The 24,862-nt window shown below is 66.2% G+C and carries 26 protein-coding genes; 15 read left to right on the top strand and 11 right to left on the bottom strand.

Going from position 1 to position 24,862, the window contains the following annotated elements:
* Nucleotides 1-12 precede the first annotated feature (12 nt).
* From dapF to lptM, 3 genes are read right to left on the bottom strand one after another with little or no spacing between them, the layout of a single operon-like run.
* Entirely contained in the window at nt 13-843 is an 831-nt protein-coding gene (gene dapF, locus K2O50_RS00730) for a diaminopimelate epimerase (RefSeq protein ID WP_050703269.1), read from the bottom strand.
* Between the two features lie 4 nt (nt 844-847).
* A complete protein-coding gene (gene lysA, locus K2O50_RS00735) occupies nt 848-2,095 on the bottom strand; it encodes a diaminopimelate decarboxylase (RefSeq protein ID WP_050703270.1) in 1,248 nt (415 codons plus the stop codon).
* A gap of 9 nt (nt 2,096-2,104) precedes the next feature.
* Nucleotides 2,105-2,311 (bottom strand): LPS translocon maturation chaperone LptM, encoded by a 207-nt coding sequence (lptM, locus tag K2O50_RS00740; RefSeq protein WP_050703271.1) that lies wholly within the window; start codon nt 2,309-2,311, stop codon nt 2,105-2,107.
* A gap of 207 nt (nt 2,312-2,518) precedes the next feature.
* On the opposite strand from lptM, the gene cyaY reads away from it, so the two are divergent.
* The 3 genes from cyaY (at nt 2,519) to rnk (ending at nt 3,638) form a co-directional block, all read left to right on the top strand.
* Nucleotides 2,519-2,851 (top strand): iron donor protein CyaY, encoded by a 333-nt coding sequence (gene cyaY, locus K2O50_RS00745; protein ID WP_028688616.1) that lies wholly within the window; start codon nt 2,519-2,521, stop codon nt 2,849-2,851.
* Nucleotide 2,852: 1 nt separating this feature from the next.
* Nucleotides 2,853-3,071 (top strand): DUF1289 domain-containing protein, encoded by a 219-nt coding sequence (locus tag K2O50_RS00750; RefSeq protein ID WP_050703272.1) that lies wholly within the window; start codon nt 2,853-2,855, stop codon nt 3,069-3,071.
* Nucleotides 3,072-3,227: 156 nt separating this feature from the next.
* The gene (gene rnk, locus K2O50_RS00755; RefSeq protein ID WP_050703273.1) at nt 3,228-3,638 is read left to right on the top strand and encodes a nucleoside diphosphate kinase regulator; all 411 of its coding nucleotides are present in this window, start codon (nt 3,228-3,230) and stop codon (nt 3,636-3,638) included.
* A 156-nt stretch (nt 3,639-3,794) separates the two neighbouring features.
* On the opposite strand, the gene K2O50_RS00760 is transcribed toward rnk, so the two are convergent.
* From K2O50_RS00760 to K2O50_RS00770, 3 genes are all read right to left on the bottom strand, one after another.
* Complete coding sequence (locus tag K2O50_RS00760) at nt 3,795-6,659, bottom strand: class I adenylate cyclase (RefSeq protein WP_050703274.1); 2,865 nt, start codon at nt 6,657-6,659, stop codon at nt 3,795-3,797.
* A gap of 154 nt (nt 6,660-6,813) precedes the next feature.
* Nucleotides 6,814-7,059, bottom strand: a complete 246-nt coding sequence (locus tag K2O50_RS00765) for a TIGR02647 family protein (RefSeq protein ID WP_050703275.1) — start codon at nt 7,057-7,059, stop codon at nt 6,814-6,816.
* Between the two features lie 51 nt (nt 7,060-7,110).
* Nucleotides 7,111-7,413: a hypothetical protein gene (locus tag K2O50_RS00770; RefSeq protein ID WP_028688611.1), complete on the bottom strand. Its 303-nt coding sequence runs from the start codon at nt 7,411-7,413 to the stop codon at nt 7,111-7,113.
* A gap of 146 nt (nt 7,414-7,559) precedes the next feature.
* On the opposite strand from K2O50_RS00770, the gene K2O50_RS00775 reads away from it, so the two are divergent.
* The gene (locus tag K2O50_RS00775; RefSeq protein ID WP_050703276.1) at nt 7,560-8,219 is read left to right on the top strand and encodes a glutathione S-transferase; all 660 of its coding nucleotides are present in this window, start codon (nt 7,560-7,562) and stop codon (nt 8,217-8,219) included.
* A gap of 82 nt (nt 8,220-8,301) precedes the next feature.
* Here K2O50_RS00775 and argH read toward each other — a convergent pair whose 3' ends face one another.
* Complete coding sequence (argH, locus tag K2O50_RS00780; RefSeq protein ID WP_050703277.1) at nt 8,302-9,696, bottom strand: argininosuccinate lyase; 1,395 nt, start codon at nt 9,694-9,696, stop codon at nt 8,302-8,304.
* 296 nt (nt 9,697-9,992) lie between these two features.
* Between argH and K2O50_RS00785 the strand changes: the two genes are divergently transcribed.
* The 7 genes from K2O50_RS00785 to K2O50_RS00815 all read left to right on the top strand — a co-directional run bounded on the left by K2O50_RS00785 (nt 9,993) and on the right by K2O50_RS00815 (nt 16,706).
* Nucleotides 9,993-10,742: a LytTR family DNA-binding domain-containing protein gene (locus K2O50_RS00785; RefSeq protein ID WP_050703278.1), complete on the top strand. Its 750-nt coding sequence runs from the start codon at nt 9,993-9,995 to the stop codon at nt 10,740-10,742.
* 197 nt (nt 10,743-10,939) lie between these two features.
* Entirely contained in the window at nt 10,940-11,881 is a 942-nt protein-coding gene (gene hemC / locus K2O50_RS00790) for a hydroxymethylbilane synthase (protein WP_050703279.1), read from the top strand.
* Nucleotides 11,878-12,645, top strand: coding sequence for a uroporphyrinogen-III synthase (locus K2O50_RS00795; RefSeq protein ID WP_050703280.1), 768 nt, complete (start codon nt 11,878-11,880; stop codon nt 12,643-12,645). The genes hemC and K2O50_RS00795 overlap by 4 nt, the downstream gene beginning before the upstream one ends.
* Before the next feature lie 46 nt (nt 12,646-12,691).
* Nucleotides 12,692-13,792 (top strand): uroporphyrinogen-III C-methyltransferase, encoded by a 1,101-nt coding sequence (locus tag K2O50_RS00800; RefSeq protein WP_050703281.1) that lies wholly within the window; start codon nt 12,692-12,694, stop codon nt 13,790-13,792.
* The gene (locus K2O50_RS00805; protein ID WP_050703282.1) at nt 13,789-15,027 is read left to right on the top strand and encodes a heme biosynthesis protein HemY; all 1,239 of its coding nucleotides are present in this window, start codon (nt 13,789-13,791) and stop codon (nt 15,025-15,027) included. The genes K2O50_RS00800 and K2O50_RS00805 overlap by 4 nt, the downstream gene beginning before the upstream one ends.
* 480 nt (nt 15,028-15,507) lie before the next feature.
* Nucleotides 15,508-16,005: a disulfide bond formation protein B gene (locus K2O50_RS00810; protein WP_220689961.1), complete on the top strand. Its 498-nt coding sequence runs from the start codon at nt 15,508-15,510 to the stop codon at nt 16,003-16,005.
* A 230-nt stretch (nt 16,006-16,235) separates the two neighbouring features.
* Nucleotides 16,236-16,706 (top strand): Rsd/AlgQ family anti-sigma factor, encoded by a 471-nt coding sequence (locus K2O50_RS00815; RefSeq protein ID WP_050703285.1) that lies wholly within the window; start codon nt 16,236-16,238, stop codon nt 16,704-16,706.
* A gap of 1 nt (nt 16,707) precedes the next feature.
* Here K2O50_RS00815 and K2O50_RS00820 read toward each other — a convergent pair whose 3' ends face one another.
* Complete coding sequence (locus K2O50_RS00820; protein WP_050703286.1) at nt 16,708-17,373, bottom strand: FKBP-type peptidyl-prolyl cis-trans isomerase; 666 nt, start codon at nt 17,371-17,373, stop codon at nt 16,708-16,710.
* 224 nt (nt 17,374-17,597) lie between these two features.
* Between K2O50_RS00820 and K2O50_RS00825 the strand changes: the two genes are divergently transcribed.
* Entirely contained in the window at nt 17,598-18,749 is a 1,152-nt protein-coding gene (locus K2O50_RS00825; RefSeq protein WP_082337600.1) for an AlgP family protein, read from the top strand.
* Here the strand turns inward: K2O50_RS00825 and K2O50_RS00830 are convergent.
* Nucleotides 18,725-19,204: a TIGR02444 family protein gene (locus tag K2O50_RS00830; RefSeq protein WP_050703288.1), complete on the bottom strand. Its 480-nt coding sequence runs from the start codon at nt 19,202-19,204 to the stop codon at nt 18,725-18,727. The two genes, K2O50_RS00825 and K2O50_RS00830, sit on opposite strands and share 25 nt — an antisense overlap.
* A 50-nt stretch (nt 19,205-19,254) precedes the next feature.
* Between K2O50_RS00830 and K2O50_RS00835 the strand changes: the two genes are divergently transcribed.
* From K2O50_RS00835 to K2O50_RS00845, 3 genes are all read left to right on the top strand, one after another.
* The gene (locus K2O50_RS00835; RefSeq protein WP_050703289.1) at nt 19,255-21,165 is read left to right on the top strand and encodes an ATP-binding cassette domain-containing protein; all 1,911 of its coding nucleotides are present in this window, start codon (nt 19,255-19,257) and stop codon (nt 21,163-21,165) included.
* A complete protein-coding gene (locus tag K2O50_RS00840) occupies nt 21,165-21,752 on the top strand; it encodes a mechanosensitive ion channel family protein (RefSeq protein ID WP_050703290.1) in 588 nt (195 codons plus the stop codon). Before K2O50_RS00835 ends, K2O50_RS00840 begins: the two co-directional genes overlap by 1 nt.
* 177 nt (nt 21,753-21,929) lie before the next feature.
* The gene (locus K2O50_RS00845) at nt 21,930-22,562 is read left to right on the top strand and encodes a LysE family transporter (RefSeq protein ID WP_050703291.1); all 633 of its coding nucleotides are present in this window, start codon (nt 21,930-21,932) and stop codon (nt 22,560-22,562) included.
* Between the two features lie 109 nt (nt 22,563-22,671).
* Here K2O50_RS00845 and K2O50_RS00850 read toward each other — a convergent pair whose 3' ends face one another.
* Together K2O50_RS00850 and K2O50_RS00855 are read right to left on the bottom strand one after the other, a co-directional pair.
* Nucleotides 22,672-23,424: a slipin family protein gene (locus K2O50_RS00850; RefSeq protein WP_050703292.1), complete on the bottom strand. Its 753-nt coding sequence runs from the start codon at nt 23,422-23,424 to the stop codon at nt 22,672-22,674.
* 3 nt (nt 23,425-23,427) lie between these two features.
* On the bottom strand, nt 23,428-24,771 hold the full coding sequence (locus K2O50_RS00855) for a nodulation protein NfeD (protein WP_050703293.1): 1,344 nt from the start codon (nt 24,769-24,771) through the stop codon (nt 23,428-23,430).
* Between the last annotated feature and the right edge of the window lie 91 nt (nt 24,772-24,862).

Genomic DNA, 24,862 nt, shown 5'->3' on the forward strand with positions numbered 1-24,862 from the left:
GCGGATACTCGCTTAGAGACGAACTTGTCCTTCGAACACGCGGACGGCGGGGCCGGTCATCAGCACCGGCTTGCCTGGGCCGGCCCACTCGATGCTCAGGCGTCCACCCGGCAGGTCGATGGTCACCGGCGAGTCCATCCAGCCCTGGCTGATCGCCGCCACGGCCGCGGCGCAGGCGCCGGTGCCGCAGGCCTGGGTCTCGCCGGCGCCACGCTCCCATACCCGCAGGTTGGCGCGGTGGCGGTCGACCACCTGGATGAAGCCGGCGTTGACCCGCTGCGGGAAGCGCGGGTGATGCTCGATCTTCGGGCCCAGTTCATGGACCGGCGCACTGCGCACGTCGTCGACGCGCAGCACCGAATGCGGGTTGCCCATGGACACCGCGGCGATCTGGTGCACCTGGCCATCGACTTCCAGCGCATAGCTGCTGGCCTGCTCGTCGGCGATGAACGGGATCTCGGCCGGGGCGAAGCGTGGCGGCCCCATGTCGACGCAGATCTGGCCGTCGTTGCGCACATCGAGCTCGATGATGCCGCCCTTGGTCTCGACGCGAATGCGCTTCTTGGCAGTCAGGCGCTTGTCCAGCACGAAGCGGGCGAAGCAGCGCGCGCCGTTGCCGCACTGCTCGACCTCGGAGCCGTCGGCATTGAAGATCCGGTAGCGGAAGTCCACATCCGGGTTGTTAGGCGCCTCGACGATCAGCAGCTGGTCGAAGCCGATGCCGGTGTTGCGGTCGCCCCATTGCTTGGCGTGCTTGGGTTGGATGTGCGCGTGCTGGCTGACCAGGTCGAGGACCATGAAGTCGTTGCCCAGCCCGTGCATCTTGGTGAAACGCAGCAGCATGGGCTCACTCCGGCAGCAGGCTTTCGCCGGCGAACAATTCGGCGACGGTCTCGCGGCGACGCACTTCGAAGGCCTGGTCGCCATCGACCAGCACTTCGGCGCAACGGCCACGGGTGTTGTAGTTGGAGCTCATGACGAAACCATAGGCGCCCGCGGAGCGGACGGCCAGCAGGTCGCCCTCGGCCAGGTCCAGTACGCGGTCCTTGCCCAGGAAGTCGCCGGTCTCGCAGATCGGGCCGACCAGGTCGTAGACCCGGCCTTCGCCTTCACGGGGCTTGACCGCGCTGACGTCCATCCAGGCCTGGTACAGGGCGGGACGGATCAGGTCGTTCATGGCCGCGTCGATGATGGCGAAGTCCTTGTGCTCGGTGTGCTTCAAGTATTCCACGCGGGTCAGCAGCACGCCGCCGTTGGCGACGATGTAGCGGCCCGGCTCGAACACCAGGGCCAGGTCGCGCTCGCCGACGCGTTCGCGAATGGCCGCGATGTAGTCGGCCAGCAGCGGTGGCTGTTCGTCGCGGTAGCGCACGCCGACACCGCCGCCGAGGTCCAGGTGGCGCAGGTGGATACCGCACTCGGCCAGGCGATCGACCAGTACCAGCAGGCGGTCGAGGGCGTCGAGGAAGGGCTCGACGGTGGTCAGCTGCGAGCCGATGTGGCAGTCGACGCCGACCACGTCCAGGTTCGGCAGCTGCGCGGCACGCACGTAGATCGCCTCGGCGTCGGCGATGGCGATGCCGAACTTGTTCTCTTTGAGACCGGTGGAGATGTACGGATGGGTGCCGGCGTCGACGTCCGGGTTCACACGTAGCGAAACCGGTGCCGTCTTGCCCATTTCGGCGGCAACGACCTGGAGGCGCTCGAGCTCGTCGGTGGACTCGACATTGAAGCAGTGCACGCCCACTTCCAGGGCGCGGCGCATGTCGTCACGGGTCTTGCCGACCCCGGAGAACACCACGCGATCAGCGCGCCCGCCGGCGGCGAGGACGCGCTCCAGCTCACCGCCGGAGACGATGTCGAAGCCCGCGCCCAGGCGCGCCAGCAGGTTCAGCACGCCCAGGTTGGAGTTGGCCTTGACCGCGAAGCAGACCAGGTGCTCGACCCCGTGCAAGGCGTCGGTATAGCTGCGGTACTGGGCCTCGATATGGGCGCGCGAGTACACGTAGGTGGGCGTGCCGAAGCGTTCGGCGATCGCCGTCAGGGCCACCCCTTCCGCGAACAGCTCGCCGCCGCGGTAGTTGAATGCGTCCATGGGATTTCCTTACTGCGCGGGCGACTCTTCTGGCTGCTCTTGCGGCTGCACCAGCACCGGTTGCGGCTGGACAGGCTTGGCATGCTGGTGCGATTTGCGCGGGCCCTTGCCGTCCTTGCCGTCTTCAGGCAGGTACAGGGGGCCTTTCTGACCGCAGGCCGAAACGAGGCAGGCAACCGCGACCAGCGCCGCGAGGGAGGAAATCAGGCGTTTCATGGGTGAAATCCTTGGAAATATGCAGTATTGCGGCCGAGTATACCGAGCGCCCACCTGATTGCCTATGCAAGGGGCGCCCCCGCTCGGCGGGCGTGGGCGACCGAAGGACATGCGGCTTTTTCTTACAGCGATTAGCTTGTAGCTTGAGGCGTTCGCCCTTATCGTGCCCGGCTTGCGTGTGTACAGCCATTTTTCGAGGTCCCTGCAATGAGTTTGAGCGAAGCGCGTTTCCACGACCTGGTCGATGCGACCCAACAGGCCCTGGAAGACCTGTTCGATGAAAGCGGCATGGACCTGGACATGGAGAACTCCGCCGGCGTTCTCACCGTCAAGTTCGACAACGGCAGCCAGCTGATCTTCAGCCGCCAGGAGCCGCTGCGCCAGCTGTGGCTGGCGGACAAGTCCGGCGGCTTCCACTTCGACTACGACGAAGAGAGCGGCAAGTGGGTCTGCGAGAAGAGCGAAGAACTGCTGGGCGAGATGCTCGAACGCATCGTCTGGGAACGCGCCGGCGAGAAGCTGGACTTCGACGAGATCTGAGATGAGCGACCTGCCCCGGCCACCCAAGCCGCTCTACAGCAACGTGAGCCCGGCGGTGCCGTCACCTTGTATCAGCATATGTCGGCTGGATGAGCACAAGGTCTGCACCGGCTGTCACCGCCATGTCGAGCATATCCGCGAGTGGCGCTCGGCCGATGACGAGCGGCGTCGGCAGATCTGCCGCGAGGCGCTGGCCCTGAAAACGCGGGCATCGGCATAGGCACAACGAAGGTGTGGGCTTGAGTATTTGCCCCGCTGTGGTAGTGTCAGGGTCTGCGTCGATGACGCCACAGCCTTTTGTAAACCCCGCCCTTGGGCGGGGTTTTGCTTTATCTGCCTGTTGAAAATTGCCTGTTCAAAGGAGTCTGACTGGATCATGAGCACCAAGCCTTCCCTCACCCTCACCCGCTTGGACGTGCAGCGTCTCGAGCGCCTGCTCGACGACCTCGATGAAAGCACCCCGGGTGTGCTCGCCCTGCAGGACGAGCTGGACCGTGCCGAGCAGGTGGTCGGGCATGAGGAGGTGCCAGCCGGCGTGGTGACCATGAACTCGCGGGTGCACTGCCGCGAGATCGCCAGCGGCAAGGACTATCACTTGACCTTGGTGTATCCGAAGGATGCCGGCCCCGAGGGTAATGTCTCGATCCTCGCGCCGATCGGTTGTGCCTTGCTGGGCCTTTCGGTGGGCGACCAGATCGACTGGCCGGCGCCGGGCGGCAAGACCCTCAAGCTGGAACTGCTGGCGGTCGAGTACCAGCCGGAGGCGGCAGGGGATTTCGATCTCTGATGCCGCGCCAGTTCCGTGTAGGAGCGGCCTTGTGCCGCGAAAGGGCTGCGTAGCAGCCCCGGGATCTTCGCATCATGCAAAATGTCCGGGGCTGCTACGCAGCCCTTTCGCGGCACGAGGCCGCTCCTACAGAGGTGTACGTGAGCGCCGAGAGAATCAGGGCTCCAGCCGCGCCTGCAGTTGTTCCAGCCCATCGTTGAGCGCCTGCTCCAGCTCGCGCTTGTAGCGCAGGTACAGGCTGGTGGACCCCTGCTCGTCCTCCAGCAGCTCGGACAGGTCGAGGTCGGTGATGTAGCAGCGGTAACGGCCGCTGCTGCGCCGCTGACCCAGGATCTGCCGGGCGACCACGGCATACAGCTGGTCGCCATGCTCCAGTTCGGAAAACTCCTGCTGGTCGCAGTAGAGCGTGGCATGCACCCCGTCGCCGGTACCCGCCTGGAGGATCGCCTGAACTTCGTAGTAGGCCTGGTTCTGGCTGTCCATTGGCGTCTGTCGCGGCTCCAGACTGCGTGCCTTGCCGAGGCCGGAGGGCAGCAACTGGTAGTAGAGGATGTCCAGGGACACCAGCGGCAGGCTGTCCAGGGGCAGCTGGGCATCGCGGCGCATCAGCATCGACTGCAGGAAGCGTTGCAGCGGCAGCAGCAGGTGCTGCTCGTCCTGCAGCGGCAGCCGTTGCTGCCACAGCGCGTTGTGCTCGTCGAGCACGTACAGGTCGGCCCAGCCTTCGAACAGCCGGTAGAACACCTGGATGCAGCCGGGGCGACCCTGGGCCAGGATCAGCGGCAGGTCGTGGTCCTGCAGGGCATGGGCGTCCAGGTGCAGCGGGCTGTAGCGGCTGCGCTCCTCGCCGAGGGCCATCAGCACCGCGTCGTGGTCGGCGAGGCTGGCCAGGGTCACCTGCCCGGGCTGCAGGTCGAGGATGTGGGTGTGCTGGGCCACCTGCAGCAGGTAGCGGTGATTCAGACCCTGGTCGAGCAGAAGCTGCACGGTGTCGAAGATGTCCTCGACCCGCTGGCTGATGGCCTGGGCGCGGTTGTGGCAGTAGCAGCGCACCCGCACCCGCGGGCGGTGGCTGCGCTGGCCCAGGCTGTTGAGGAAGTCGCGCAGGCAGCGCACCAGCGCATGCTCGCCGTCGTAGCGCTGCACCAGCACCTCGTTCCAGCTGTTGAGGGTGATCTGGTCGAGGGTCAGCACCAGGTTTTCGCGCACCCCGGCGTAGCTCAGCGAGTCGGTGCGCTCGGTGGTCATCAGGATGTTCAGGTCGCGGTGATGGCGCAGTGGATCGACCCCGACATTCACCAGCAGCAGGATCTCATCGGCCACGCTCGGTTGCAGCAGGCGCACCTCGCTGACCGTCTCCAGCGGCAGGGGGATGCTCTGTTGCAGGCTGCCGATCAGGTTGAACAGCTCGAACTCGCTCAGGTCGCTGGCGCCAGGGTGCAGGGCCAGGCGTGTGCCGCTGTCGATCACGCCGTTGCGATGGGCCCAGGTGAGCAGTTCGAGCAGCTCGCGGCAGCGCTTGATCGGGCTGAAGTGTTCCCACTCGTGCACGCCCAGGTTGCCGTTGTACAGGCCCCAGTGATGGGTGCCCGGTTCCTTGCGGTTGGGCGAGTGCACCAGGGTGAGGGTGTCTTCGGCCAGGTCCGGGGCGATGCCCGGGTTGATCACCTCGATCTTGCCGGCCCGACGCTCGAAGGCGGCATACAGGCGCCGGCCGAGGACGTTGAGGTCGCGCTGGTCGGCGCGGCTGTTGGCGTTCTGCAGGCGGGCGAACTGGGTCAGGAAGCGGTAGCTGTGGTTCAGCTCGGCCACCAGCTCGCGGCGCTCGACCGCCACCTGGCGCACTTTCCACTGGCTGCGGCTGTCGAGCAGCGCCAGCTGGCGCTCGTCCCAGCCCCATTCCTCGGTCAGGCGCCCGAGCAGCTGGCGCTGCCAGCCGCCGTTGCGGGTGCGGCCAAGGTCGCTGAGCTTCTTGTTCACTTTCAGGTACAGGCTGCGCCGCACCAGTTCCAGGCGCGCCGATTCACCGCGCTGGAGCAGGTAGCGTTCGATGCGCCGGTAGACCATGACGTAGGGGTCGAGCTCGTCCAGGTCCAGCTGGTTGGCGAACACGGCCTGCTTGTAGTCCAGGCTCAGGCAGCGCACCTGTGGGTGTTCGCTGGCGTAGGCCTCGGTGAGCAGCAGCTTGAGCAGCGATTTGTAGGGCGAGTCGATGCCCTTGAACAGCTGCCAAAGCCCGGCGCCGACATACTCGCCAGGCGGTATGTGCGCCAGGTTGCCGAGGTCCAGGGCGTCGGTGATGCGGATGAAGCGCTTGGCCAGCAGGGTCTGGGTGAAGTCCCGGTAGTTATGCTCCTGGTACACCGGCACCAGCCACCACAGCGGTGTGCGTCCGGCCAGCCAGATGGCGGTGCGGTAGAACTCGTCGAGCAGCAGGTAGTGCTGGGTGGTGCCGCAGTCGTCGGAGCTGAGCTGGCTGTCGCGCTCGCCCTGGACGAAGCCGCGAGGCTCGATCAGGAACAGGTGCGCCTCGGCGCCCTGGCTGGCGGCCCAGGCCTCGAGCAGCTGGCACTTGCGCCGCAGGTCGGCCAGGGCCTGTTCGTCCAGGTCGGGGGCGTGGCAGACCCACAGGTCCATGTCGCTCTGCTCGGCCTGAGCCAGGGTGCCCAGGCTGCCCATCAGGAACAGGCCGTGGATCGGTTGTGGCGGCTTGCCGTGGCGTGGCTTGTAGGTGAACGAGCGGGTCAGGCGCTGGGCCTCGGCCAGCAGGTCGCTGTCGGGCTCGAAGCCGGACACGCCAGCGGGGGTGGTGCCCGAGACATAGCCCGGCAACAGCGGGTGATTGACGTGGAAGAACAGTGGCAACAGGGTCAGGACCTGCTGCTGGCGCGTGGACAACCCCTCCATGGCCCGTGCCAGGCGGCCCTGGTTGATCTTCAGGAAGCGCGCGCGCAGCTTGGACAGCTCCTTGCGGTCGATGCCTTGGTCAAGATCGGGGCGGATTTCATGGGGGTGGTTCATTGCGCACTCAGGCAGGCAGGGGAGCACTGGCGAGTTTAGCCTGAGTGGGGCGGTCGGATAAGGGGTTGGTGGCTTTTTGACGTCAGTTTTACAACGTTCGTCTGGGGCTCATCGCGGGGCAAGCCCGCTCCCACGTGGGGCGGGCTTGGTGAACTCAGGCAGGCTGTGGGGTCTTAAGTACCCTGAGGAGCAGCTGCATACTTTCGGCGGCGTCAGTACCCAGGCTGGTGAGGTAGCCGCCGTCGGGTTGGTCAGTGAGACCTTTGTCGTGCAGGCGCTTGGCTGCGGCGACCAGTGCCGGGGAGGCGTCGCTACAAACCTTGATGCCTTCCTGGTGACTGTCCAGGTTGAACTGGGCAAGCACTTCCAGTTCGGCGATCAGTTCGGGGTTGAAGGGCATAGGCTACTCCTGACTTCGAGACAAGGATGGAAGTCAGGAGTGTAGTCAGGTTTATTCGATGTCGCCTTGATCCGCCTCAGGTGGCAGCTCCGGCAGGGCGCGCAGGGCGGTTTCATACCATTCGGTGTTGAACGGGCGGTCTTCGTCGAGCATGGCGTCGATTTCGATGGCCAGCACGTGGGCCATGAGGTTGAGGATGTCCTCGCGCTCGTAGCCGACCAGGGTCAGCTTGTTGAAGGTGGCCTTGGCCGCCGCGGGTTCGCCGCTTTCGATCTGGTTCTCGATGGCCTGGGTGAGGGTGGCCTCGGTGAAGGCTTCTTCGTCGTTGCCGTCGATCTCGTCGTGCTCGCTCATGGCGGTACTCCTGTGGTGAAGCGCACAGTGTGCCATGTCTGCGTTGGCAATGCCCGGCCATCAGCGCCAAGCATGGCACTGGTCAAGGGACGGGCAGGGGGCTATAACAGCCGGGCCAACCCCATACGGCCTTGGAGGCTGTCTCAATGCTCAAGCTTCATGGATTCGCGGTCAGCAACTACTACAACATGGTCAAGCTGGCCTTGCTGGAGAAAGGCGTGCCCTTCGAAGAGGTGCCGTTCTTCGGCGGTCAGTTGCCTCAAGCCCTGGCCATCAGCCCTCGCGGCAAGGTGCCGGTGCTTGAGACCGAGCACGGTTTCATCAGCGAAACCGGGGTCATCCTCGACTACATCGAGCAGACCCAGCCGGGCAAGGCGCTGCTGCCGGCCGATGCCTTCGGGCAGGCCAAGGTGCGTGAGCTGTTGCGGGAGATCGAGCTGTATATCGAGTTGCCGGCGCGTACCTGCTATGCCGAGGCGTTCTTCGGCGCGGCGGTGGAGCCGCTGATCAAGGAGCGGGCACGGGCGGACCTGCTGGCGGGCTTTGCCACCCTCAAGCGCAATGGGCGGTTCCAGCCTTACGTGGCCGGTGAGCAACTGACCATCGCTGACCTGATGTTCTGCTTCTCGGTCGACCTAGCCTGCGCGGTGGGCAAGAAGGTGCTGAACATCGACTTCCTGGCGGATTTCCCGCAAGCGACGGCGTTGCTGGAGAAGCTGCGCGAGAACCCGCACATGGCGCGGATCGTGGCGGACAAGGACGCGGCGATGCCGGCGTTCCTCGAAATGATCAAGAGCAAGCGCTAACGTTCTAAACAATCGCGGGGCAAGCCCGCTCCCACAAGCGTGGGAGCGGGCTTGCCCCGCGATTCGAGCTGAAGACAGTCGCTTATCGCGAAGCCAGCAAGGCCTTGCCACGCGCAACGGCAGCGCGCACCTGGGCCGGTGCGGTACCGCCGATGTGGTTGCGGGCGTTGACCGAACCTTCCAGGGTCAGCACGGCGAACACGTCCTGCTCGATCTGGTCGCTGAACTGGCGCAGTTCGTCCAGGCTCATCTCGGCCAGGTCCTTGCCGGTATCGACACCGTACTTCACCGCATGGCCGACGATCTCGTGGCAATCACGGAACGGCAGGCCGCGGCGCACCAGGTAGTCGGCCAGGTCCGTGGCAGTGGAGAAGCCGCGCAGGGCCGCTTCGCGCATGATCGCGTGCTTGGGCTTGATCGCCGGGATCATGTCGGCAAAGGCGCGCAGCGAGTCGCGCAGGGTGTCGGCGGCGTCGAACAGCGGCTCTTTATCTTCCTGGTTGTCCTTGTTGTAGGCCAGCGGCTGGCCTTTCATCAGGGTCAGCAGGCCGGTCAGGGCGCCGAACACGCGGCCGCTCTTGCCGCGCACCAGCTCCGGCACGTCCGGGTTCTTCTTCTGCGGCATGATCGAGCTGCCGGTGCAGAAACGATCAGGCAGGTCGACGAACTGGAACTGGGCGCTGGTCCACAGCACCAGCTCTTCGGAGAAGCGCGACAGGTGCATCATCGCGATGCTCGCCGCCGAGCAGAATTCGATGGCGAAGTCGCGGTCCGAGACGCTGTCCAGCGAGTTGCCGCCCACGGCCTCGAAGCCCAGCAGCTTGCAGGTCAGCTCGCGGTCGATCGGGTAGGTGGTGCCGGCCAGGGCGGCGCTGCCCAGGGGCATGCGGTTGGCGCGCTTGCGGCAATCCACCAGGCGCTCGTAGTCGCGGCTGAGCATCTCGAACCAGGCCAGCAGGTGGTGGCCGAAGGTCACCGGCTGCGCGGTCTGCAGGTGGGTGAAGCCGGGCATGATGGTCTCGGCCTCGCGCTCGGCCTGCTCCAGCAGGCCCTGCTGCAGGCGGGTGATCTCGGCCAGGATCAGGTCGATCTCGTCGCGCAGCCACAGGCGGATGTCGGTGGCTACCTGGTCGTTGCGGCTGCGGCCGGTGTGCAGTTTCTTGCCGGTGATGCCGATGCGGTCGGTCAGGCGCGCCTCGATGTTCATGTGCACGTCTTCGAGGTCGACGCGCCAGTCGAAGGTGCCGGCCTCGATTTCGCCCTGGATGGTCTTCAGGCCATCGATGATGGTGTCGCGCTCGGCATCGCTGAGGACGCCGACCTGCGCCAGCATGGTGGCGTGGGCGATCGAACCCATGATGTCGTGGCGGTACAGGCGCTTGTCGAAATCGACCGAGGCGGTGAAGCGGGCGACGAAGGCGTCGACGGGCTCACTGAAGCGGCCGCCCCAGGACTGATTGGTCTTGTCGGTGCTCATGGATTCACTCGTTGAAGGCGTGAACGGAAAAAGTGCGCCGATCATAGCAGGGTTGCGCCCGCCGCCGCAGGGCGCTGGTCGCGAGAATCGTCCGGTTACAAGGGGGTGCGGCATATTCAACGATTGAACGGCAGTGTTCCACGGAGCGTCTACAGTTGGACAAAGGACTGGTGCTGAATCTGCCAGACCAGTGAATCTTTGGCCTTCGCACCGGTCTGTAGCGTGACCGCGTTTTGGTCGCCCACACTTGTCTACGCTATACCCGTGCGAGACTCACTCAGGAATCCAGCGCAATTATGAATGTCCTGATCGTTGATGATGAACCCCAGGCCCGCGAGCGCCTGAGCCGGCTGCTTGGCGAGCTGGAGGGTTACACCGTGATGGAGCCCAGCGCCACCAACGGCGAGGAGGCCCTGACCCTGATCGAAAGCCTCAAGCCCGATGTGGTGCTGCTGGATATCGGCATGCCGGGCCTCGATGGCCTGCAGGTCGCCGCCCGGCTGTGCGAGCGCGAGTCGCCGCCGGCGGTGGTGTTCTGCACCGGTGACGATGAATACGGCAGCGAAGCCTTCAGGGACAGCACCCTGAGCCACGTCGAGAAGCCCATCCAGCCGCAGGCCCTGCGCGATGCCCTGCGCCGGGCGGAAAAACCCAACCGTGCCCAGCTGGCGGCGTTGACCCGCCCCGCCGGCGACGCCGGTGGCGGTCCGCGCAGCCATATCAGTGCTCGTACCCGCAAAGGCATCGAGTTGATCCCCATTCCCCAGGTCATCTACTTCATCGCTGACCACAAGTACGTCACCTTGCGCCATGAGGCGGGCGAGGTGCTGCTCGATGAGCCGCTCAAGGCCCTGGAGGACGAGTTTGGCGAGCGCTTCGTGCGCATCCACCGTAATGCACTGGTTGCCCGTGAGCGCATCGAACGGCTGCAGCGTACGCCGCTGGGGCATTTCCAGCTCTATCTCAAGGGTCTGGAAGGCGACGCCCTGACCGTCAGCCGCCGTCATGTGGCGGGGGTGCGCAAGATGATGCAGAGCCTGCACTGAAAGGCTTCAGGGAACGTGGGAGCGGGCTTGCCCCGCGATAGCAGTGCAAGATCCGCCATCGCAATCGCGGGCCAAGGCCGCTCCCACGCAAATCGCGACCAGTATCTGCGCAGGGAGCGTGATTGCTGATCTGAATCTGCGGGCACATCCGGAGGAGCTGTTATCATCGACCGCATTTCTCTGGATCGGTGCGTTTCATGTCCACTCGCGAAATCCGCATTGCCACCCGTAAAAGTGCCTTGGCCCTGTGGCAGGCCGAATACGTCAAAGCCCGCCTGGAACAGGCGCATCCCGGCCTGCTGGTGACCCTGGTGCCAATGGTCAGCCGTGGCGACAAGCTGCTCGACGCGCCGCTGGCGAAGATCGGCGGCAAGGGCCTGTTCGTCAAGGAGCTGGAAACCGCCCTGCTCGACAACGAGGCCGACATCGCCGTGCACTCGATGAAGGACGTCCCCATGGACTTCCCCGAGGGCCTGGGCCTCTACTGCATCTGCGAGCGTGAAGACCCGCGCGACGCCTTCGTTTCCAACACCTTCGCCAGCCTCGAGGCCTTGCCGGCCGGCAGCATCGTCGGTACCTCCAGCCTGCGCCGTCAGGCCCAGTTGCTGGCGCGCCGGCCCGACCTCGAGATTCGCTTCCTGCGCGGCAACGTCAACACTCGCCTGGCCAAGCTCGATGCCGGTGAGTACGACGCCATCATCCTCGCCGCCGCCGGCCTGATCCGCCTCGGCTTCGAGGACCGCATCACTGCCTCCATCAGCGTTGACGACAGCCTGCCGGCGGGCGGCCAGGGCGCGGTGGGCATCGAATGTCGCAGCGCCGACACCGAGATCCATGCCTTGCTGGCGCCGTTGCACCATGCCGACACCGCCGACCGGGTGGTGGCCGAGCGTGCCCTGAACAAGCGCCTCAATGGCGGCTGCCAGGTGCCGATCGCCTGCTACGCGGTGCTCGAAGGTGAGCAGCTGTGGCTACGCGGCCTGGTTGGCCAGCCCTCCGGCGGCACCTTGCTGGTGGCCGAGGCCCGAGCGCCGCGTGCCGATGCCGAGCGCCTCGGCGTGCAGGTCGCCGAAGACCTGCTTGGGCAGGGCGCCGAGGCGATCCTCAAGGAAGTCTACGGCGAGGCCGGCCACCCGTGAGCCCCTGGCGCCTGCTGCTGACCCGGCCTGAAGAGGACTGTGCGGCGCTGGCGCAGACCCTGGCCGACGCGGGCATTGCCAGCGCCAGCCTGCCATTGCTGGTGATCGAGGCGATTGCGCCGGACGCTGCGCAGGTGCAGCGCCTGCGCGCGATCGTCGAGGCCCAGGCCATCATCGTGGTCAGCAAGCCGGCGGCCCGCCTGCTGCTGGAGCAACTTGCCCAGGCGGGAGTGATGCCGCCGTCCGCCGGCTGGTTCACGGTGGGCGAGGCGACGGCGCGGATCCTTCAGGAGCACCGGTTGCAGGTGGCCTTTCCGGCGGCCGGCGACGACAGCGAAGCCTTGCTTGCTCTGCCCGCGCTGCGCGAGGCTATCGCCGGGCCGGCACCCCGCGTCCTTATCGTTCGCGGCGTCGGAGGTCGTGAACTGCTGGCCGAGCGTCTTGCCGAGCAAGGTGCTAGTGTCGATTATCTGGAATTGTATCGCCGCTGCCTGCCGCACTACCCCGCCACGACCCTCGCCCAGCGCATCGATGGGGAACGCCTCAATGGCCTGGTGGTCAGCAGTGGGCAGGGTCTGGAACACTTGCATCGACTGGCGGGTGCGGATTGGCCGCGGTTTTCCCGCTTGCCGCTGTTCGTGCCCAGCCCCCGGGTGGCCGAGCAGGCCCGAGCGCTCGGGGCGAAAGACATTGTGGATTGCCGTGGCGCCAGCGCCGCGGCCTTGCTGGCAGCCGTGCAGCGAACCGCTGCGCCTGCCCCTTAAGGCGCTAAGCTAGAGAGCGATGCGCCACCATGCAAAGGATGGATACGTGAGCGAAACTGTCTTGTCCAACACCGAACAGCCCGCGGCGCCCGAGGCGCCGCAATCCGCCACCGCCAAGCCCGCCCGACGCTCCGGCAACGGCCTGGCGCTGCTGGCCCTGCTGCTGGGCGCCGCCGGCGTCGCGGTCGGCGGCTGGGGCGTCTGGCAGGTCCGCCAGCTGCAAGGCAGCGAGCAAGGCCAGGGCGAGCACCTGCAAGCCCTCAACCAACGCGCCGACGCGCTGCAGCAGCGCGAGCAGCAGCTCAGCGCGCAGTTGGCCAGCCTGCCAGCGGCCAGTGAACTGGAAGACCGCCGGCGCCTGGTGGCGCAACTGCAGGGCGACCAGCAGCGCCTGAGCCAGCGCCTGGAGACCGTGCTCGGCGAGAGCCGCAAGGAGTGGCGCCTGGCCGAGGCCGAGCATCTGCTGCGCCTGGCCACCCTGCGCCTGTCGGCGTTGCAGGACATCACCAGCGCCAAGGCGCTGGTCGAAGGTGCCGATGAAATCCTCCGCGAGCAGAGCGACCCTGGCGCCTTCGCTGCCCGCGAGCAGTTGGCCCGCAGCCTGGCGACGCTGTCCAGCACCGAGCAGCCGGATCGCACCGGGCTGTTCCTCAAGCTCGCCGCGCAACGCGAACTGGTGCAGCAGCTCAGTGCCCAGTCGCCGGAATTCGACAGCAAGGCCGACGCCATGGGCGCGCTGACCGCCGATGGCGACGGTGCCAGTCGCTGGTCGCAGTGGTGGGCGGAGATCTCCAAGTATTTCCAGATCGAGTTCAATGCCGACGACAACGTCCGCCCGCTGCTGTCCGGGCAGTCGCTCAACCAGTTGCGCCTGGCCCTGAGCCTGACCATCGAGCAGGCGCAGTGGGCGGCCCTCAACGGCGAGGCCAAGGTCTATGCCCAGGCCATGGACGATGCGCGCAGCGTGTTGCTGGCCAACTTCAATCCGGACAATCCGCAAAGCAAGGCGATGCTCGACAACCTCAACCAGCTGGCCGAACAGCCGGTGTCGGTGGTCACGCCTGACCTGAGCGAGAGCCTGGCCGCGGTGCAGGCCTACATCCAGCGTCGCCACCTGCCGGCCGCCGCCGAGGGGGCCAAGCCATGAAGCGTGTCTACCTGCTGGCGGTGCTGGCGATCGTCGTCGCCGCGGCGCTGGGCATTGCGATCGCCAAGCACAGCGGCTACGTGCTGATCGCCTACGGCGGTTTCCGCTACCAGTCGGGGCTGTGGGCGGCGCTCGGCGCGCTGGTCGGCATCATCCTGCTGCTGTTGCTGCTGCGCTACCTGGTCGGCCTGGTGCTGACCTCGTCCGGGGTGGTCAACCCGTGGTCGCGGCGCAACCGCAGCCGGCGCACCCGCATCGCCGTCGAACAAGGCCAGCTGGACCTGGCCGAGGGGCGTTGGGCCAGTGCCCAGCGCCACTTGCAGCGGGCCGCCGAGTCCGATCGCCAGCCACTGCTCTACTACCTCGGCGCCGCTCGCGCCGCCAACGAACTGGGACGGGTCGAGGAGCGCGACAACCTGCTCGAACGCGCCCTGGAACGCCAGCCGCAGGCCGAGCTTGCCGTTGCCCTCACCCATGCCCAGCTGCAGATGGACCGGGGCGAGAGCGAGGGTGCGCTGGAGGCCCTGCAGGCGATGCAGGAGCGTCACCCGCACAATGCCCAGGTGCTGCGCCTGTTGCAGCGCCTGCACCTGGAGCGCGGCGACTGGCCGGCGTTGATCCGCCTGCTGCCGGACCTGCGCAAGCACAAGGTGCTGCCGACGGCGGAACTGGCCGACCTGGAACAGCGCGCCTGGGGCCAGAACCTGGGGCTGGCGGCGACACGTGGCGAGGATCCGCAGGCGGCACGCCAGGCGCTCGAGCGCGCCTGGCAGCAGCTGACCAATGCCCAGCGTCAGGAACCGCAACTGGTGTCGGCCTACGCCGAGCAACTGCGTCAGGTCGGTGCCCAGGGCGAGGCCGAGCAGGTGCTTCGCGGCGCGCTCAAGCGCGACTACGAAAGCCATCTGGCGCGCCTTTACGGGCTGGTGCGCGGCGATGATCCGGCGCGCCAGCTGCAGACGGCCGAAGGCTGGCTGAAGGAGCATCCGCAGGACCCGAGCCTGCTGCTCACCCTCGGCCGACTGAGCCTGCAGAACCGCTTGTGGGGCAAGGCGCGTGATTATCTGGAGAGCAGTCTGCGCATGGAGCGCAATCCGGAAACCTGCGCCGAGCTGGCGCGCTTGCTGGCCGGGCTCGGCGAGACCGAGCGCAGCAATCAGCTGTTCCAGGAGGGCCTGGGGCTGCTGGATGAGCGCCTGCTGGCGTTGCCGCTGCCGGAGGGTGTTCGGGCCTGAGGCCCAACCCTTTCAGGTGTTGAGAAGGGGCGTTCGACTTGGACTTGCCGGGGTCGCTTTGCGACCCTTTCGCGGCACAAGGCCGCTCCTACAGGTGATCGCGCCATCCTGTAGGAGCGGCCTTGTGCCGCGAATGGGCTGCAAAGCAGCCCCGGCAATCTTGAATTGAAGCGGCCATATCCGAGAAAACGCAAAAACCTTGAAAGGGATGGACCTGTCGCGCATCGCGGGCATACCTGCTTGTGCCGGTGCGATGTTTTGCCAGCGGCGCGTTGCATTCTCTGATGAGCGATGACTCAAGACGCCCTCTGCGCAGAGGGCGTCGAATCGTCCTTCGTCCGCGTCGGAATATTCCCACGTTTCACGAAAATGATTCCCTAGCCATTCAGCGACTTGTCTGCACTGTAGCGCCTTGATACAAAGCGCCCCTTTCCTCTACCGTTTCAAACCACTTCCTTCATTTTCGGATCACTTCTGCCCATGTCGCTGGCCTGCTTGCGCAGCTCGTTCCTTCCCGCCTTCCTGGCCGCCGTGGCGGTGCTGGTCGCATCGTTTCGTCTCGAAAACGTGGTCGGCCTGGACCCCTGCGCGTTGTGTTTCAGCCAGCGCCTGATGCTGGGCTGTTTTGCGCTGGCCTGCCTGGTCGCTACGCTCCACGCCGGCGCCCGCCGCTGGCATGCCTGGCTGGCGCTGCTGTTCGCGTCGGCGGGCGCCTTGCTGGCGGGGCGGCATGTCTGGCTGCAGGCCGAGCCGCTGCCGGTCAGCGGTTGCCACCTGCCCCTGGCGCACCTGGTCGAACGCCCGTGGAGCGAGATCCTGCAGGCGTTCCTGCTGGGCAGCCCGGACTGCGTGTCGGTCAACTGGAGCTTCCTCGACCTGACCCTGCCGGAATGGAGCCTGCTGGCGTTCCTGTTGCTGGCGGCGGTGCCGTTGTCGTGGCTGGTGCTGTATCGATTGCGCCAGGACGCGGCGGGTTGATCCACGGCAATGCACCAGGTGTTGCGCGACCAGCGGTGGCCGGCAACGGGATTAAACGCTTGTATGAACTTTGTCTGCTGCGTACCTTGAAGGGCAGGTCGCGCGGGAATAATCTCCCAGCACGCTTACCGAAAATACAACTGCTCGATGCCGTTTGCTGACGTCACCTTTGTGCCACGGTGTTGTGTCGCGAGGTGCAGCGGCATCTACCCAGAAGGGAAGAGATCGCCATGCTCGATAGTTGCCAGAACGCCCAGGAACGCTGGGGCGGTGTTCACAAGCTGATCGATCGTTGGCTGGAGGAGCGCCAGGAGCTGGTGCATGCCTTCCGCGCCTTGCGCGATGCCAAGCCGGCTTTTGCCGACAAGGACAAGAACCGCGATTTTTGCGCGCTCCTGGTCGACTATGTCTCGGCCTGGCACTTCGAAGTCAGCGAGCAGCTGGTCAGCGAAGCCAAGGCCTTTGGCGATACCAAGGCCCTGGAGCTTGCCACACAGATCAACCCGCGTATCGATGACAGCACCCAGATCGCGCTGGCTTTCAACGACCATTGCGAGAAGGGCGAGTGCACCGACCCCGAGCGCTTCGCGGACAAGCTGGGCAAGCTGGGCGGCCTGTTGCGAGAACGCTTCGAGCTGGAGGACTGCCTCATCGAAGTGCTGCATACCGCGCACAAGGAAGAGGACGCGCTGCAGGCCTGATTCAGTCGGCCACGTCCAGCAGTTCGATCTCGAACACCAGTGGGGTATAGGGTGCGATCAGGTCACCCGCACCGTCGGCGCCGTAGGCTTGCGCCGACGGGATCACCAGCCGCCACTTCGCCCCCGCTTTCATGCGTGGCAGCGCCACCTGCCAGCCCTCGATCACCGAGTCCAGCTTGAACCATTGCGGTTGCAGGTTCTGGTCGAACACCGTGCCATCCGGCAGTTTCCCCACATAGCGCACCTGCACGCGACCGCTGGCCTTGGGTTGCGCGCCGCTGCCGCTGGCCAGTTCGCTGTAGAGGATGCCCTCGGGCAGCTCGCGTACCCCGGTCTTGGCCCGCTCACCGGCAATGAAGCGTTTTTCCGCTTCCACCAGTTTTTCCACCTGGGCCTGTTCGGCGGCGGCGTTGGCTTGCGTCTCGTGCTGCTCGAGGATGGCCTGCATGCGTGACTTGGCAATGCGTGGCGGCTGGCCCTGGTAGGCCTGGCGCAGGCCTTCGACCAGGGCGTCGAGCTGCAGGCCGGGGACTTCCTGGCGCAGGCGCTCGCCCAGGCTGGCACCAAGGCTGTAGGCCAGGTCGCTGTCGTTGGCGGGGGCGGTTTCGGCGTTGGCCAGGGAGAGCGGCATCACCAGGCACAGGCCCAGAATCAGATAACGAGGCATGGACGGTTCCTGCGGTAAAGAGCGCAAAGTATGCCAGCGTTGTTGGGCGAAGATGTGTAAATATCGGCAGTGCACTAATGGGCAACTACACTTGTTTCCAGCTGCAAGACAACAACTTTGCCCAGGCATGCAACGCGGCGCTACTGAGACTGTCAACATGCCCTAGCGGCGGTAGCAGCAGAAGCATAGTATGAGCCGCACTCTCGTCAGCCAGGAGGTAAACCATGTCGGCCAAGAAGAAAGCAGTCAGTACGCCGTTGCACCTGCTCCAGCAACTTTCGGGTAGCTTGCTCGAACATTTGGAAGATGCCTGCTCCCAAGCGCTGGCGGATGCCGAGAAACTGTTGGCCAAGTTGGAAAAACAACGTGGCAAGGCCCAGGAGAAACTGCATAACGCTCGCCTGAAGTTGCAGGACGCCGCCAAGGCCGGTAAAGCCAAGGCTCAGGGCAAGGCGCAGAAAGTCGCCGGAGAACTTGAGGACTTGCTCGATTCGCTCAAGGATCGCCAGGCGCAAACCCGTACTTATATCCAGCAACTCAAGCGCGATGCCCAGGAAAGCCTGAAACTGGCCCAGGGTGTCGGCAAGGTACGTGAGGCGGCCGCCAAGGCCCTGGACTCGCGTACTGCGACACCGAAAGCCGCCGCGAAACCTGCTGCCAAACCAGCGGCCAAGCCGGCTGCCGCCAAGGCCCCGGCGAGGACTGCAGCCGCGAAACCTGCCGCCAAGCCAGCGGCCAAACCGGCTGCTGCCAAGGCTCCCGCGAAGACCGCTGCAGCGAAACCTGCCGCCAAGCCAGCGGCCAAGCCTGCTGCCGCCAAGGCCCCGGCGAAGACTGCCGCCGCAAAACCTGCGGCCAAGCCAGCGGCCAAGCCTGCTGCCGCCAAGGCCCCGGCGAAGACCGCCGCCGCGAAACCTGCCGCCAAGCCAGCGGCCAAGCCTGCTGCCGCCAAGGCACCGGCGAAGACTGCTGCTGCGAAGCCTGCGGCCAAACCAGCAGCCAAACCGGCTGCTGCCAAGGCCCCGGCGAAGACCGCCGCCGCGAAACCTGCTGCCAAGCCAGCAGCCAAACCGGCTGCCGCCAAGGCCCCGGTGAAGACCGCTGCCGCTAAACCTGCTGCCAAGCCAGCGGCCAAACCAGCTGCTGCCAAGGCACCGGCAAAGACCGCTGCAGCGAAACCAGCAGCCAAGCCTGCTGCCGCCAAGGCCCCGGCCAAACCAGCCGCTGCCAAAGCTCCGGCCAAGCCTGTAGCCAGCAAGCCAGCCGAAAGCAAGCCAGCCACGCCGACCGCCAGCGCCACTCCGGCGCCTGCGACCAGCGCGGCCACGCCTGCGGCAACCACCACACCGGCTCAGTCGCCGACTTCGGCGTCCTGAAGCTCACGGGCCGCGGCGCGCAGCTGATGCAGCGCGTCGTGGTCCCGGGCCTGGTCCGGCGCCAGCCGGGTCAGCCAGTCCTGCGCGGCGCCCGCCTGCGCAGGCCATCCACGCGCCAACGCCTCCAGACGCTCCAGCAAGGTGCGTTCAGCCTGTAACTCCAGCGCCTTCACCTGCTCACGCATCACGCTCAGTTGTGGGTCGGCCAGCGCCTGCTCGCGCCATTGCCGGCGTAGCGCGCGCAGCGGCGTCACCACATCGCGTTGCCAGGGGCCGGCCAGGGCCTGCAGGGCGGCGATCCGCTGTTCATCGGCGGCCACGCCGCGGGCCTGCAGCCAGGTGCCGCAGAGCAGCAGGCAGACATCGCCGCCCAGTTCCTGGAGGGCCAGGCTGGCGGCTTCGACGCCTGGCCGGGCATACAAGGCCAGGGCGTGATTCCACAGGTCGGTGTGCATGGTTTCACTCGCGCCAGTGATCGGCGAAGCTGGTAGACTCCGCGACCATCATGATCAGACTATCGAACCTCACTTTACAGCGTGGTCCCCAGCGCCTGCTAGAAGGCGCCGAGATGACCCTGCACACCGGTCACAAGGCCGGCCTGATCGGCGCCAACGGCGCCGGCAAATCCAGCCTGTTCGCCCTGCTGCGCGGTGAGCTGTCGCCCGATGCCGGCGATTGCCTGCTGCCCGGCGACTGGCGCATTGCCCACATGCGCCAGGAGGTCGACACCCTCGACCGCATCGCCGTGGACTATGTGCTCGACGGCGATGCCCGCCTGCGCAAGGTCCAGGCGGAGCTGGCCGCCGCCGAGCAGGCCCACGACGGCACCGCCCTGGCGCGCCTGCACAGTGAGCTGGACAGCGCCGACGGCTACACCGCCGATGCCCGCGCGCGCAAGCTGCTGGCCGGCCTGGGTTTCACCAACGAGCAGATGGACCGCCGCGTCGGCGACTTCTCCGGTGGCTGGCGGATGCGCCTGAACCTGGCCCAGGCACTGATGTGCCCGTCCGACCTGCTGCTGCTCGACGAGCCCACCAACCACCTGGACCTCGATGCCATCCTCTGGCTGGAAGAGTGGCTCAAGGGCTACCCGGGCACGCTGCTGCTGATCTCCCACGACCGCGACTTCCTCGATGCCGTGGTCGACCATGTGCTGCATGTCGAACAGCGCAAGCTCAATCTCTACAAGGGCGGCTACAGCGCCTTCGAGCGCACCCGCGCCGAACGCCTGGCGCAACAGCAGCAGGCCTACGAGAAGCAGCAGGCGCAGCGCGCGCACATGGAAAAGTACATCGCCCGCTTCAAGGCCCAGGCCACCAAGGCCCGCCAGGCGCAGAGCCGGATCAAGGCCCTGGAGCGCATGGAGGAGCTGTCGGCGGCCCACGTCGACTCGCCGTTCGACTTTGTCTTCCGCGAGTCGGAGAAGATCTCCAGCCCCTTGCTCGACCTGTCCGAAGGCCGCCTGGGCTATGGCGACAAGGCCATCCTCGAGAAGGTCAAGCTGCAACTGGCGCCGGGTGCGCGGATCGGCCTGCTCGGTCCCAACGGTGCGGGCAAGTCGACCCTGATCAAGAACCTCGCCGGCGAGCTGCAGCCGTTGTCCGGGCGCCTGGTGCGTGGCGAGAACCTCGCCGTCGGCTACTTCGCCCAGCACCAGCTCGACTCGCTGGACGACAAGGCCAGCCCGCTGCTGCACCTGCAGCGCATCGCCCCAGGTGAGCGCGAGCAGACCCTGCGCGACTTCCTCGGCGGCTTCGACTTCCACGGCAACCGTGTCGACGAACCGGTGGTGAATTTCTCCGGTGGCGAAAAGGCACGCCTGGCCCTGGCGCTGATCGCCTGGGAGCGGCCGAACCTGCTGCTGCTCGACGAACCGACCAACCACCTGGACCTTGAGATGCGCCTGGCGCTGACCATGGCCCTGCAGGAGTTCGCCGGTGCCGTGGTGGTGGTGTCCCACGACCGTCACCTGCTCAAGAGCACCACCAACGACTTCCTGCTGGTGGCCGATGGCAAGGTCGACACCTTCGACGGCGACCTGGACGACTACAGCCGCTGGCTGGTCGAGTATCGCCAGCGCAACGCGCCGGTGAGCAGCACGCCCGCGAACCCGGACAAGACCGACAAGAAGGCCCAGCGCCAGGCCGCCGCGGCCCTGCGCCAGCAGTTGGCGCCGCACAAGAAGGCAGCCGACAAGCTGGAGAGCGAACTCAACCAGGTGCACCAGCAACTGGCCGAGATCGAAACGGCGTTGGGCGACAGTGGTCTGTACGAGGGCTCGCGCAAGGATGAGCTGCGCGACTTGCTGGCCCGCCAGACCAAGCTCAAGCAACGCGAAGGCGAGCTTGAGGAAGCCTGGATGGAAGCCCTGGAAACGCTGGAAAGCATGCAGGCCGAGCTCGAGGCGCTGTCCTGATGGAGGAGTTGCGTTCGCTGCTGCCGGGACAGTGGATGGACACGTTCTGGCTGGGGCTGCAGATCCTGCTGATCCTGATCGCCGCGTTCGTCCTGCAGCGCATGGTCGCCCGCGGCCTGCGCAGCCTGGGCGAACGCTACCCGTTGCCGCACGAGCTGATGGTGCCGGTGCGCGGTGCCCTGCGCTGGCTGATCATGGGCAGCGCGTTGCTGTTCGTGCTCGAGCGCATGGGGGTGTCCGCCACGGTGCTGTGGACGGCATTGTCGGGCTTCGTCGCGGTGGCGGCGGTGGCGTTCTTCGCCATCTGGAGCGTGCTGTCCAACCTGCTGTGCGCGGTGCTGATCTTCACCGTCGGACCGTTTCGCATTGGCGATGTGGTCGAGCTGGTCGATACCCTCGACAAGCCGGGGGTGAAAGGCCGGGTGATCGCCATCAACCTGCTGTACACCACGCTGATGGAAACGCCGGAGGCGGGCGGGGCACTGGTGCAGGTGCCGAACAGCCAGTTCTTCCAGAAGGCGGTGCGGCGTTGGCGTGGTACCGAGGCTTCAGTGGCCTTGCAAGAGGCACCTGTCGAGAGCGACTGACAGGGCGCTGCTCATTGTAATCGCGGGGCAAGCCCGCTCCCACGCCCTGGTCCTTTTGGATGGCTGGCGTGGGAGCGGGCTTGCCCCGCGATCGTTTCAAGCAGAAAAACCACTGGTTATTTTTTCGCCAACACCTTAGCTTAGCGGTTTGCAAAAGCTGTTCGAGCGAGGTGTGCGATGTCGATGGAAACGTGGTTGGCCTTCTTTGCCGCGTGCTGGGTGATCAGCCTGTCGCCGGGTGCCGGGGCAATCGCCTCGATGTCCAGTGGTCTGCAGTACGGTTTCTGGCGTGGATACTGGAACGCCCTGGGCCTGCAACTGGGCCTGATCGTGCAGATCGCCATCATCGCCGCCGGTGTTGGCGCCATCCTCGCCGCGTCGGCCACCGCCTTCCAGGTCATCAAGTGGTTCGGCGTCGCCTACCTTGTCTACCTCGCCTACAAGCAATGGCAAGCCCTGCCGATGGACATGAGCGACGAGTCCGGCGTGCGACCGATCGGCAAGCCGCTGAGCCTGGTGTTCCGTGGTTTCCTGGTCAACGTCAGCAACCCCAAGGCGCTGGTGTTCATGCTGGCGGTGCTGCCGCAGTTCATCAACCCGCACGAGGCGTTGCTGCCCCAGTACCTGGCGATCACCGTGACCATGATCAGCGTCGACCTGCTGGTGATGGCGGGCTACACCGGGCTGGCTTCGCGGGTGCTGCGCCTGTTGCGCACGCCGAAGCAGCAGAAGCGACTGAACCGTACCTTTGCCGGGTTGTTCATCGGTGCGGCGACGTTCCTTGCCACTCTGCGCCGGGCGCCGCTCTGATAAATTGCGTGAAGCCATTCGCGGGTAAACCCGCTCCCACAGGCATACCACTCCTCTCGAGGACAGTGGCGTACCTGTGGGAGCGGGTTTACCCGCGAATGCTGCACCGCTATCGCTGCTTGTCCACCAACCCCTTGAGCAGATCCACCGGCAACGGAAACACGATGGTCGAGCTCTTGTCCCCGGCAATCGACCCCAGCGTCTGCATGTAGCGCAGCTGCATCGCCCCCGGCTCCTTGCCTAGCATCTGCGCCGCCTGCATCAGTTTCTCCGACGCCTGCAGCTCGCCTTCGGCATGGATCACCTTGGCCCGTCGTTCGCGCTCGGCCTCGGCCTGGCGGGCGATGGCGCGGACCATCGACTCGTTGAGGTCGACGTGCTTGATCTCGACGTTGGCCACCTTGATGCCCCAGGCGTCGGTCTGCGCGTCCAGCACCTCGCGGATGTCCGAATTCAGCTGTTCGCGCTCGGCCAGGAGTTCGTCCAGCTCGTGCTTGCCGAGCACGGCGCGCAGGGTGGTCTGGGCCAGCTGGCTGGTGGCGGTGAGGAAGTCTTCGACCTGAATGATCGCCTTCTGTGGGTCGAGCACGCGAAAGTACAGCACCGCGTTGACCTTGACCGAGACGTTGTCGCGGGTGATCACGTCCTGGGGCGGCACGTCGAGCACCACGGTGCGCAGATCGACCCTGACCATCTGCTGGATGCCGGGAATCAGTATGATCAGCCCCGGGCCCTTGACCTGCCAGAAGCGCCCAAGCTGGAACACCACGCCTCGCTCGTACTCGCGCAGGATGCGCAGGGCCGACAGCAGCAGTATGCCCAGCAGCACCAGCCCGGCGCTGAATCCGAATTGCATGAACATCGTCTACTCTCCTTGCGCCGTGGGCGCAGTGGCGCTGACCTCCAGCGTCACGCCATGACGGGCCGTTACCCGCACGTGCTGGCCCGGCTGCAGCGGTGTCGCGCACTGCGCCTGCCACTGTTCGCCCTGGGCTTGTACCGAGCCGCAGAACGGGTTGTCCGCGCGCACCTGGGTCACCGTCACCAGGCTGCCCACCAGCCCGGCATCGCCGCTGACCAGGGCGCGCCGGCGCGCCTTCAGCGCCATGCCCAGCACGCCGCCGAGCAACAGCGCCGACAGCACCGCCAGGCTGACGATCAGCGTCAGCGGAATGCCAAAGCCAGGGGCGTCGGTGTCCATCAGGATCACCGCGCCGACCACGAAGGCGACGATGCCGCCGAAGCCGATCACCCCGAAACTGGGCAGGAACGCCTCGGCGACCATGAACGCCACCCCGAGCAGGATCAACGCCACCCCGGCGTGGCTCACCGGCAGCAATTGCAGGGCGTACAGCGCCAGCAGCAGGCAGATGCCGCCGACCACGCCGCCGACCCCGGAGCCTGGGTTCATGAATTCGAACAGCAGGCCGTACACGCCGATCATGATCAGGATCAGCGCCACGCTGGGGTTGGTGATCACCGCCAGCAGGCGAGTGCGCCAGTCCGGCAGGTGCTCCACCACATTGACGCCGGCGGTCTGCAGGGGCAGGGCCTGGCCGGCGACGGTCAGCGTCCGGCCATCGAGCTGGCGCAGCAGGTCGGGCAGGTCAGCGGCAACCAGGTCGATCACCTTCAGTCGTTGCGCTTCGCTGGCGGACAGGCTGACCGCCTCGCGCACGGCCTTTTCCGCCCAGTCGGCGTTGCGCCCGCGCAATTGCGCCAGGCCGCGGATGTAGGCTGCGGCATCGTTGACCTGTTTGCGGGCGAGGGTGTCCTGCTCGCTGTTCGCGGCGGGCTTTTCCTCCGTGCCGGGGACACCGATCTGTACCGGCGTCGCCGCGCCCAGGTTGGTCCCTGGGGCCATGGCCGCCACGTGGCTGGCATAGAGGATGTAGGTGCCGGCGCTGGCCGCCCTGGCACCGCCCGGGGCGACGTAGGTGGCCACCGGCACCGTGCTTGCGAGGATGGCCTTGATGATCTGGCGCATGGCGCTGTCGAGCCCGCCGGGGGTGTCGAGACGGATCACCACCAGTTGCGCGCCTTGCGCCTGCGCCTGGTCCAGCCCGCGCAACAGGTAGTCGGCACTGGCCGGGCCGATGGCGTCGTCGACGCTCAGCAGCCACACATTGGCGCCGGGCGCGGCCAAGCCGCCCGGAGCGAAGCCCAGGATCAGCAACAACAGCAGCATGCGCCAGCGTCGGGCGATCACCTGTCGTCACCTCATGCGGACCTGTCCTTGAAGTTTAGCCGTGGCTGCCGGTCCACGGCCTAAACTTGAGGGTGGGGGCAAAACCGGAGGT

Source organism: Pseudomonas sp. 2hn (assembly GCF_019646095.1).
GTDB lineage: Bacteria > Pseudomonadota > Gammaproteobacteria > Pseudomonadales > Pseudomonadaceae > Aquipseudomonas > Aquipseudomonas peradeniyensis.

Coding starts and splice junctions, on each gene's coding strand:
- dapF (WP_050703269.1), bottom strand. CDS start 843: ATGCTGCTGCGTTTCACCAAGATGCACGGGCTGGGCAACGACTTCATG.
- lysA (WP_050703270.1), bottom strand. CDS start 2,095: ATGGACGCATTCAACTACCGCGGCGGCGAGCTGTTCGCGGAAGGGGTG.
- lptM (WP_050703271.1), bottom strand. CDS start 2,311: ATGAAACGCCTGATTTCCTCCCTCGCGGCGCTGGTCGCGGTTGCCTGC.
- cyaY (WP_028688616.1), top strand. CDS start 2,519: ATGAGTTTGAGCGAAGCGCGTTTCCACGACCTGGTCGATGCGACCCAA.
- K2O50_RS00750 (WP_050703272.1), top strand. CDS start 2,853: ATGAGCGACCTGCCCCGGCCACCCAAGCCGCTCTACAGCAACGTGAGC.
- rnk (WP_050703273.1), top strand. CDS start 3,228: ATGAGCACCAAGCCTTCCCTCACCCTCACCCGCTTGGACGTGCAGCGT.
- K2O50_RS00760 (WP_050703274.1), bottom strand. CDS start 6,659: ATGAACCACCCCCATGAAATCCGCCCCGATCTTGACCAAGGCATCGAC.
- K2O50_RS00765 (WP_050703275.1), bottom strand. CDS start 7,059: ATGCCCTTCAACCCCGAACTGATCGCCGAACTGGAAGTGCTTGCCCAG.
- K2O50_RS00770 (WP_028688611.1), bottom strand. CDS start 7,413: ATGAGCGAGCACGACGAGATCGACGGCAACGACGAAGAAGCCTTCACC.
- K2O50_RS00775 (WP_050703276.1), top strand. CDS start 7,560: ATGCTCAAGCTTCATGGATTCGCGGTCAGCAACTACTACAACATGGTC.
- argH (WP_050703277.1), bottom strand. CDS start 9,696: ATGAGCACCGACAAGACCAATCAGTCCTGGGGCGGCCGCTTCAGTGAG.
- K2O50_RS00785 (WP_050703278.1), top strand. CDS start 9,993: ATGAATGTCCTGATCGTTGATGATGAACCCCAGGCCCGCGAGCGCCTG.
- hemC (WP_050703279.1), top strand. CDS start 10,940: ATGTCCACTCGCGAAATCCGCATTGCCACCCGTAAAAGTGCCTTGGCC.
- K2O50_RS00805 (WP_050703282.1), top strand. CDS start 13,789: ATGAAGCGTGTCTACCTGCTGGCGGTGCTGGCGATCGTCGTCGCCGCG.
- K2O50_RS00810 (WP_220689961.1), top strand. CDS start 15,508: ATGTCGCTGGCCTGCTTGCGCAGCTCGTTCCTTCCCGCCTTCCTGGCC.
- K2O50_RS00815 (WP_050703285.1), top strand. CDS start 16,236: ATGCTCGATAGTTGCCAGAACGCCCAGGAACGCTGGGGCGGTGTTCAC.
- K2O50_RS00820 (WP_050703286.1), bottom strand. CDS start 17,373: ATGCCTCGTTATCTGATTCTGGGCCTGTGCCTGGTGATGCCGCTCTCC.
- K2O50_RS00825 (WP_082337600.1), top strand. CDS start 17,598: ATGTCGGCCAAGAAGAAAGCAGTCAGTACGCCGTTGCACCTGCTCCAG.
- K2O50_RS00830 (WP_050703288.1), bottom strand. CDS start 19,204: ATGCACACCGACCTGTGGAATCACGCCCTGGCCTTGTATGCCCGGCCA.
- K2O50_RS00835 (WP_050703289.1), top strand. CDS start 19,255: ATGATCAGACTATCGAACCTCACTTTACAGCGTGGTCCCCAGCGCCTG.
- K2O50_RS00840 (WP_050703290.1), top strand. CDS start 21,165: ATGGAGGAGTTGCGTTCGCTGCTGCCGGGACAGTGGATGGACACGTTC.
- K2O50_RS00845 (WP_050703291.1), top strand. CDS start 21,930: ATGTCGATGGAAACGTGGTTGGCCTTCTTTGCCGCGTGCTGGGTGATC.
- K2O50_RS00850 (WP_050703292.1), bottom strand. CDS start 23,424: ATGTTCATGCAATTCGGATTCAGCGCCGGGCTGGTGCTGCTGGGCATA.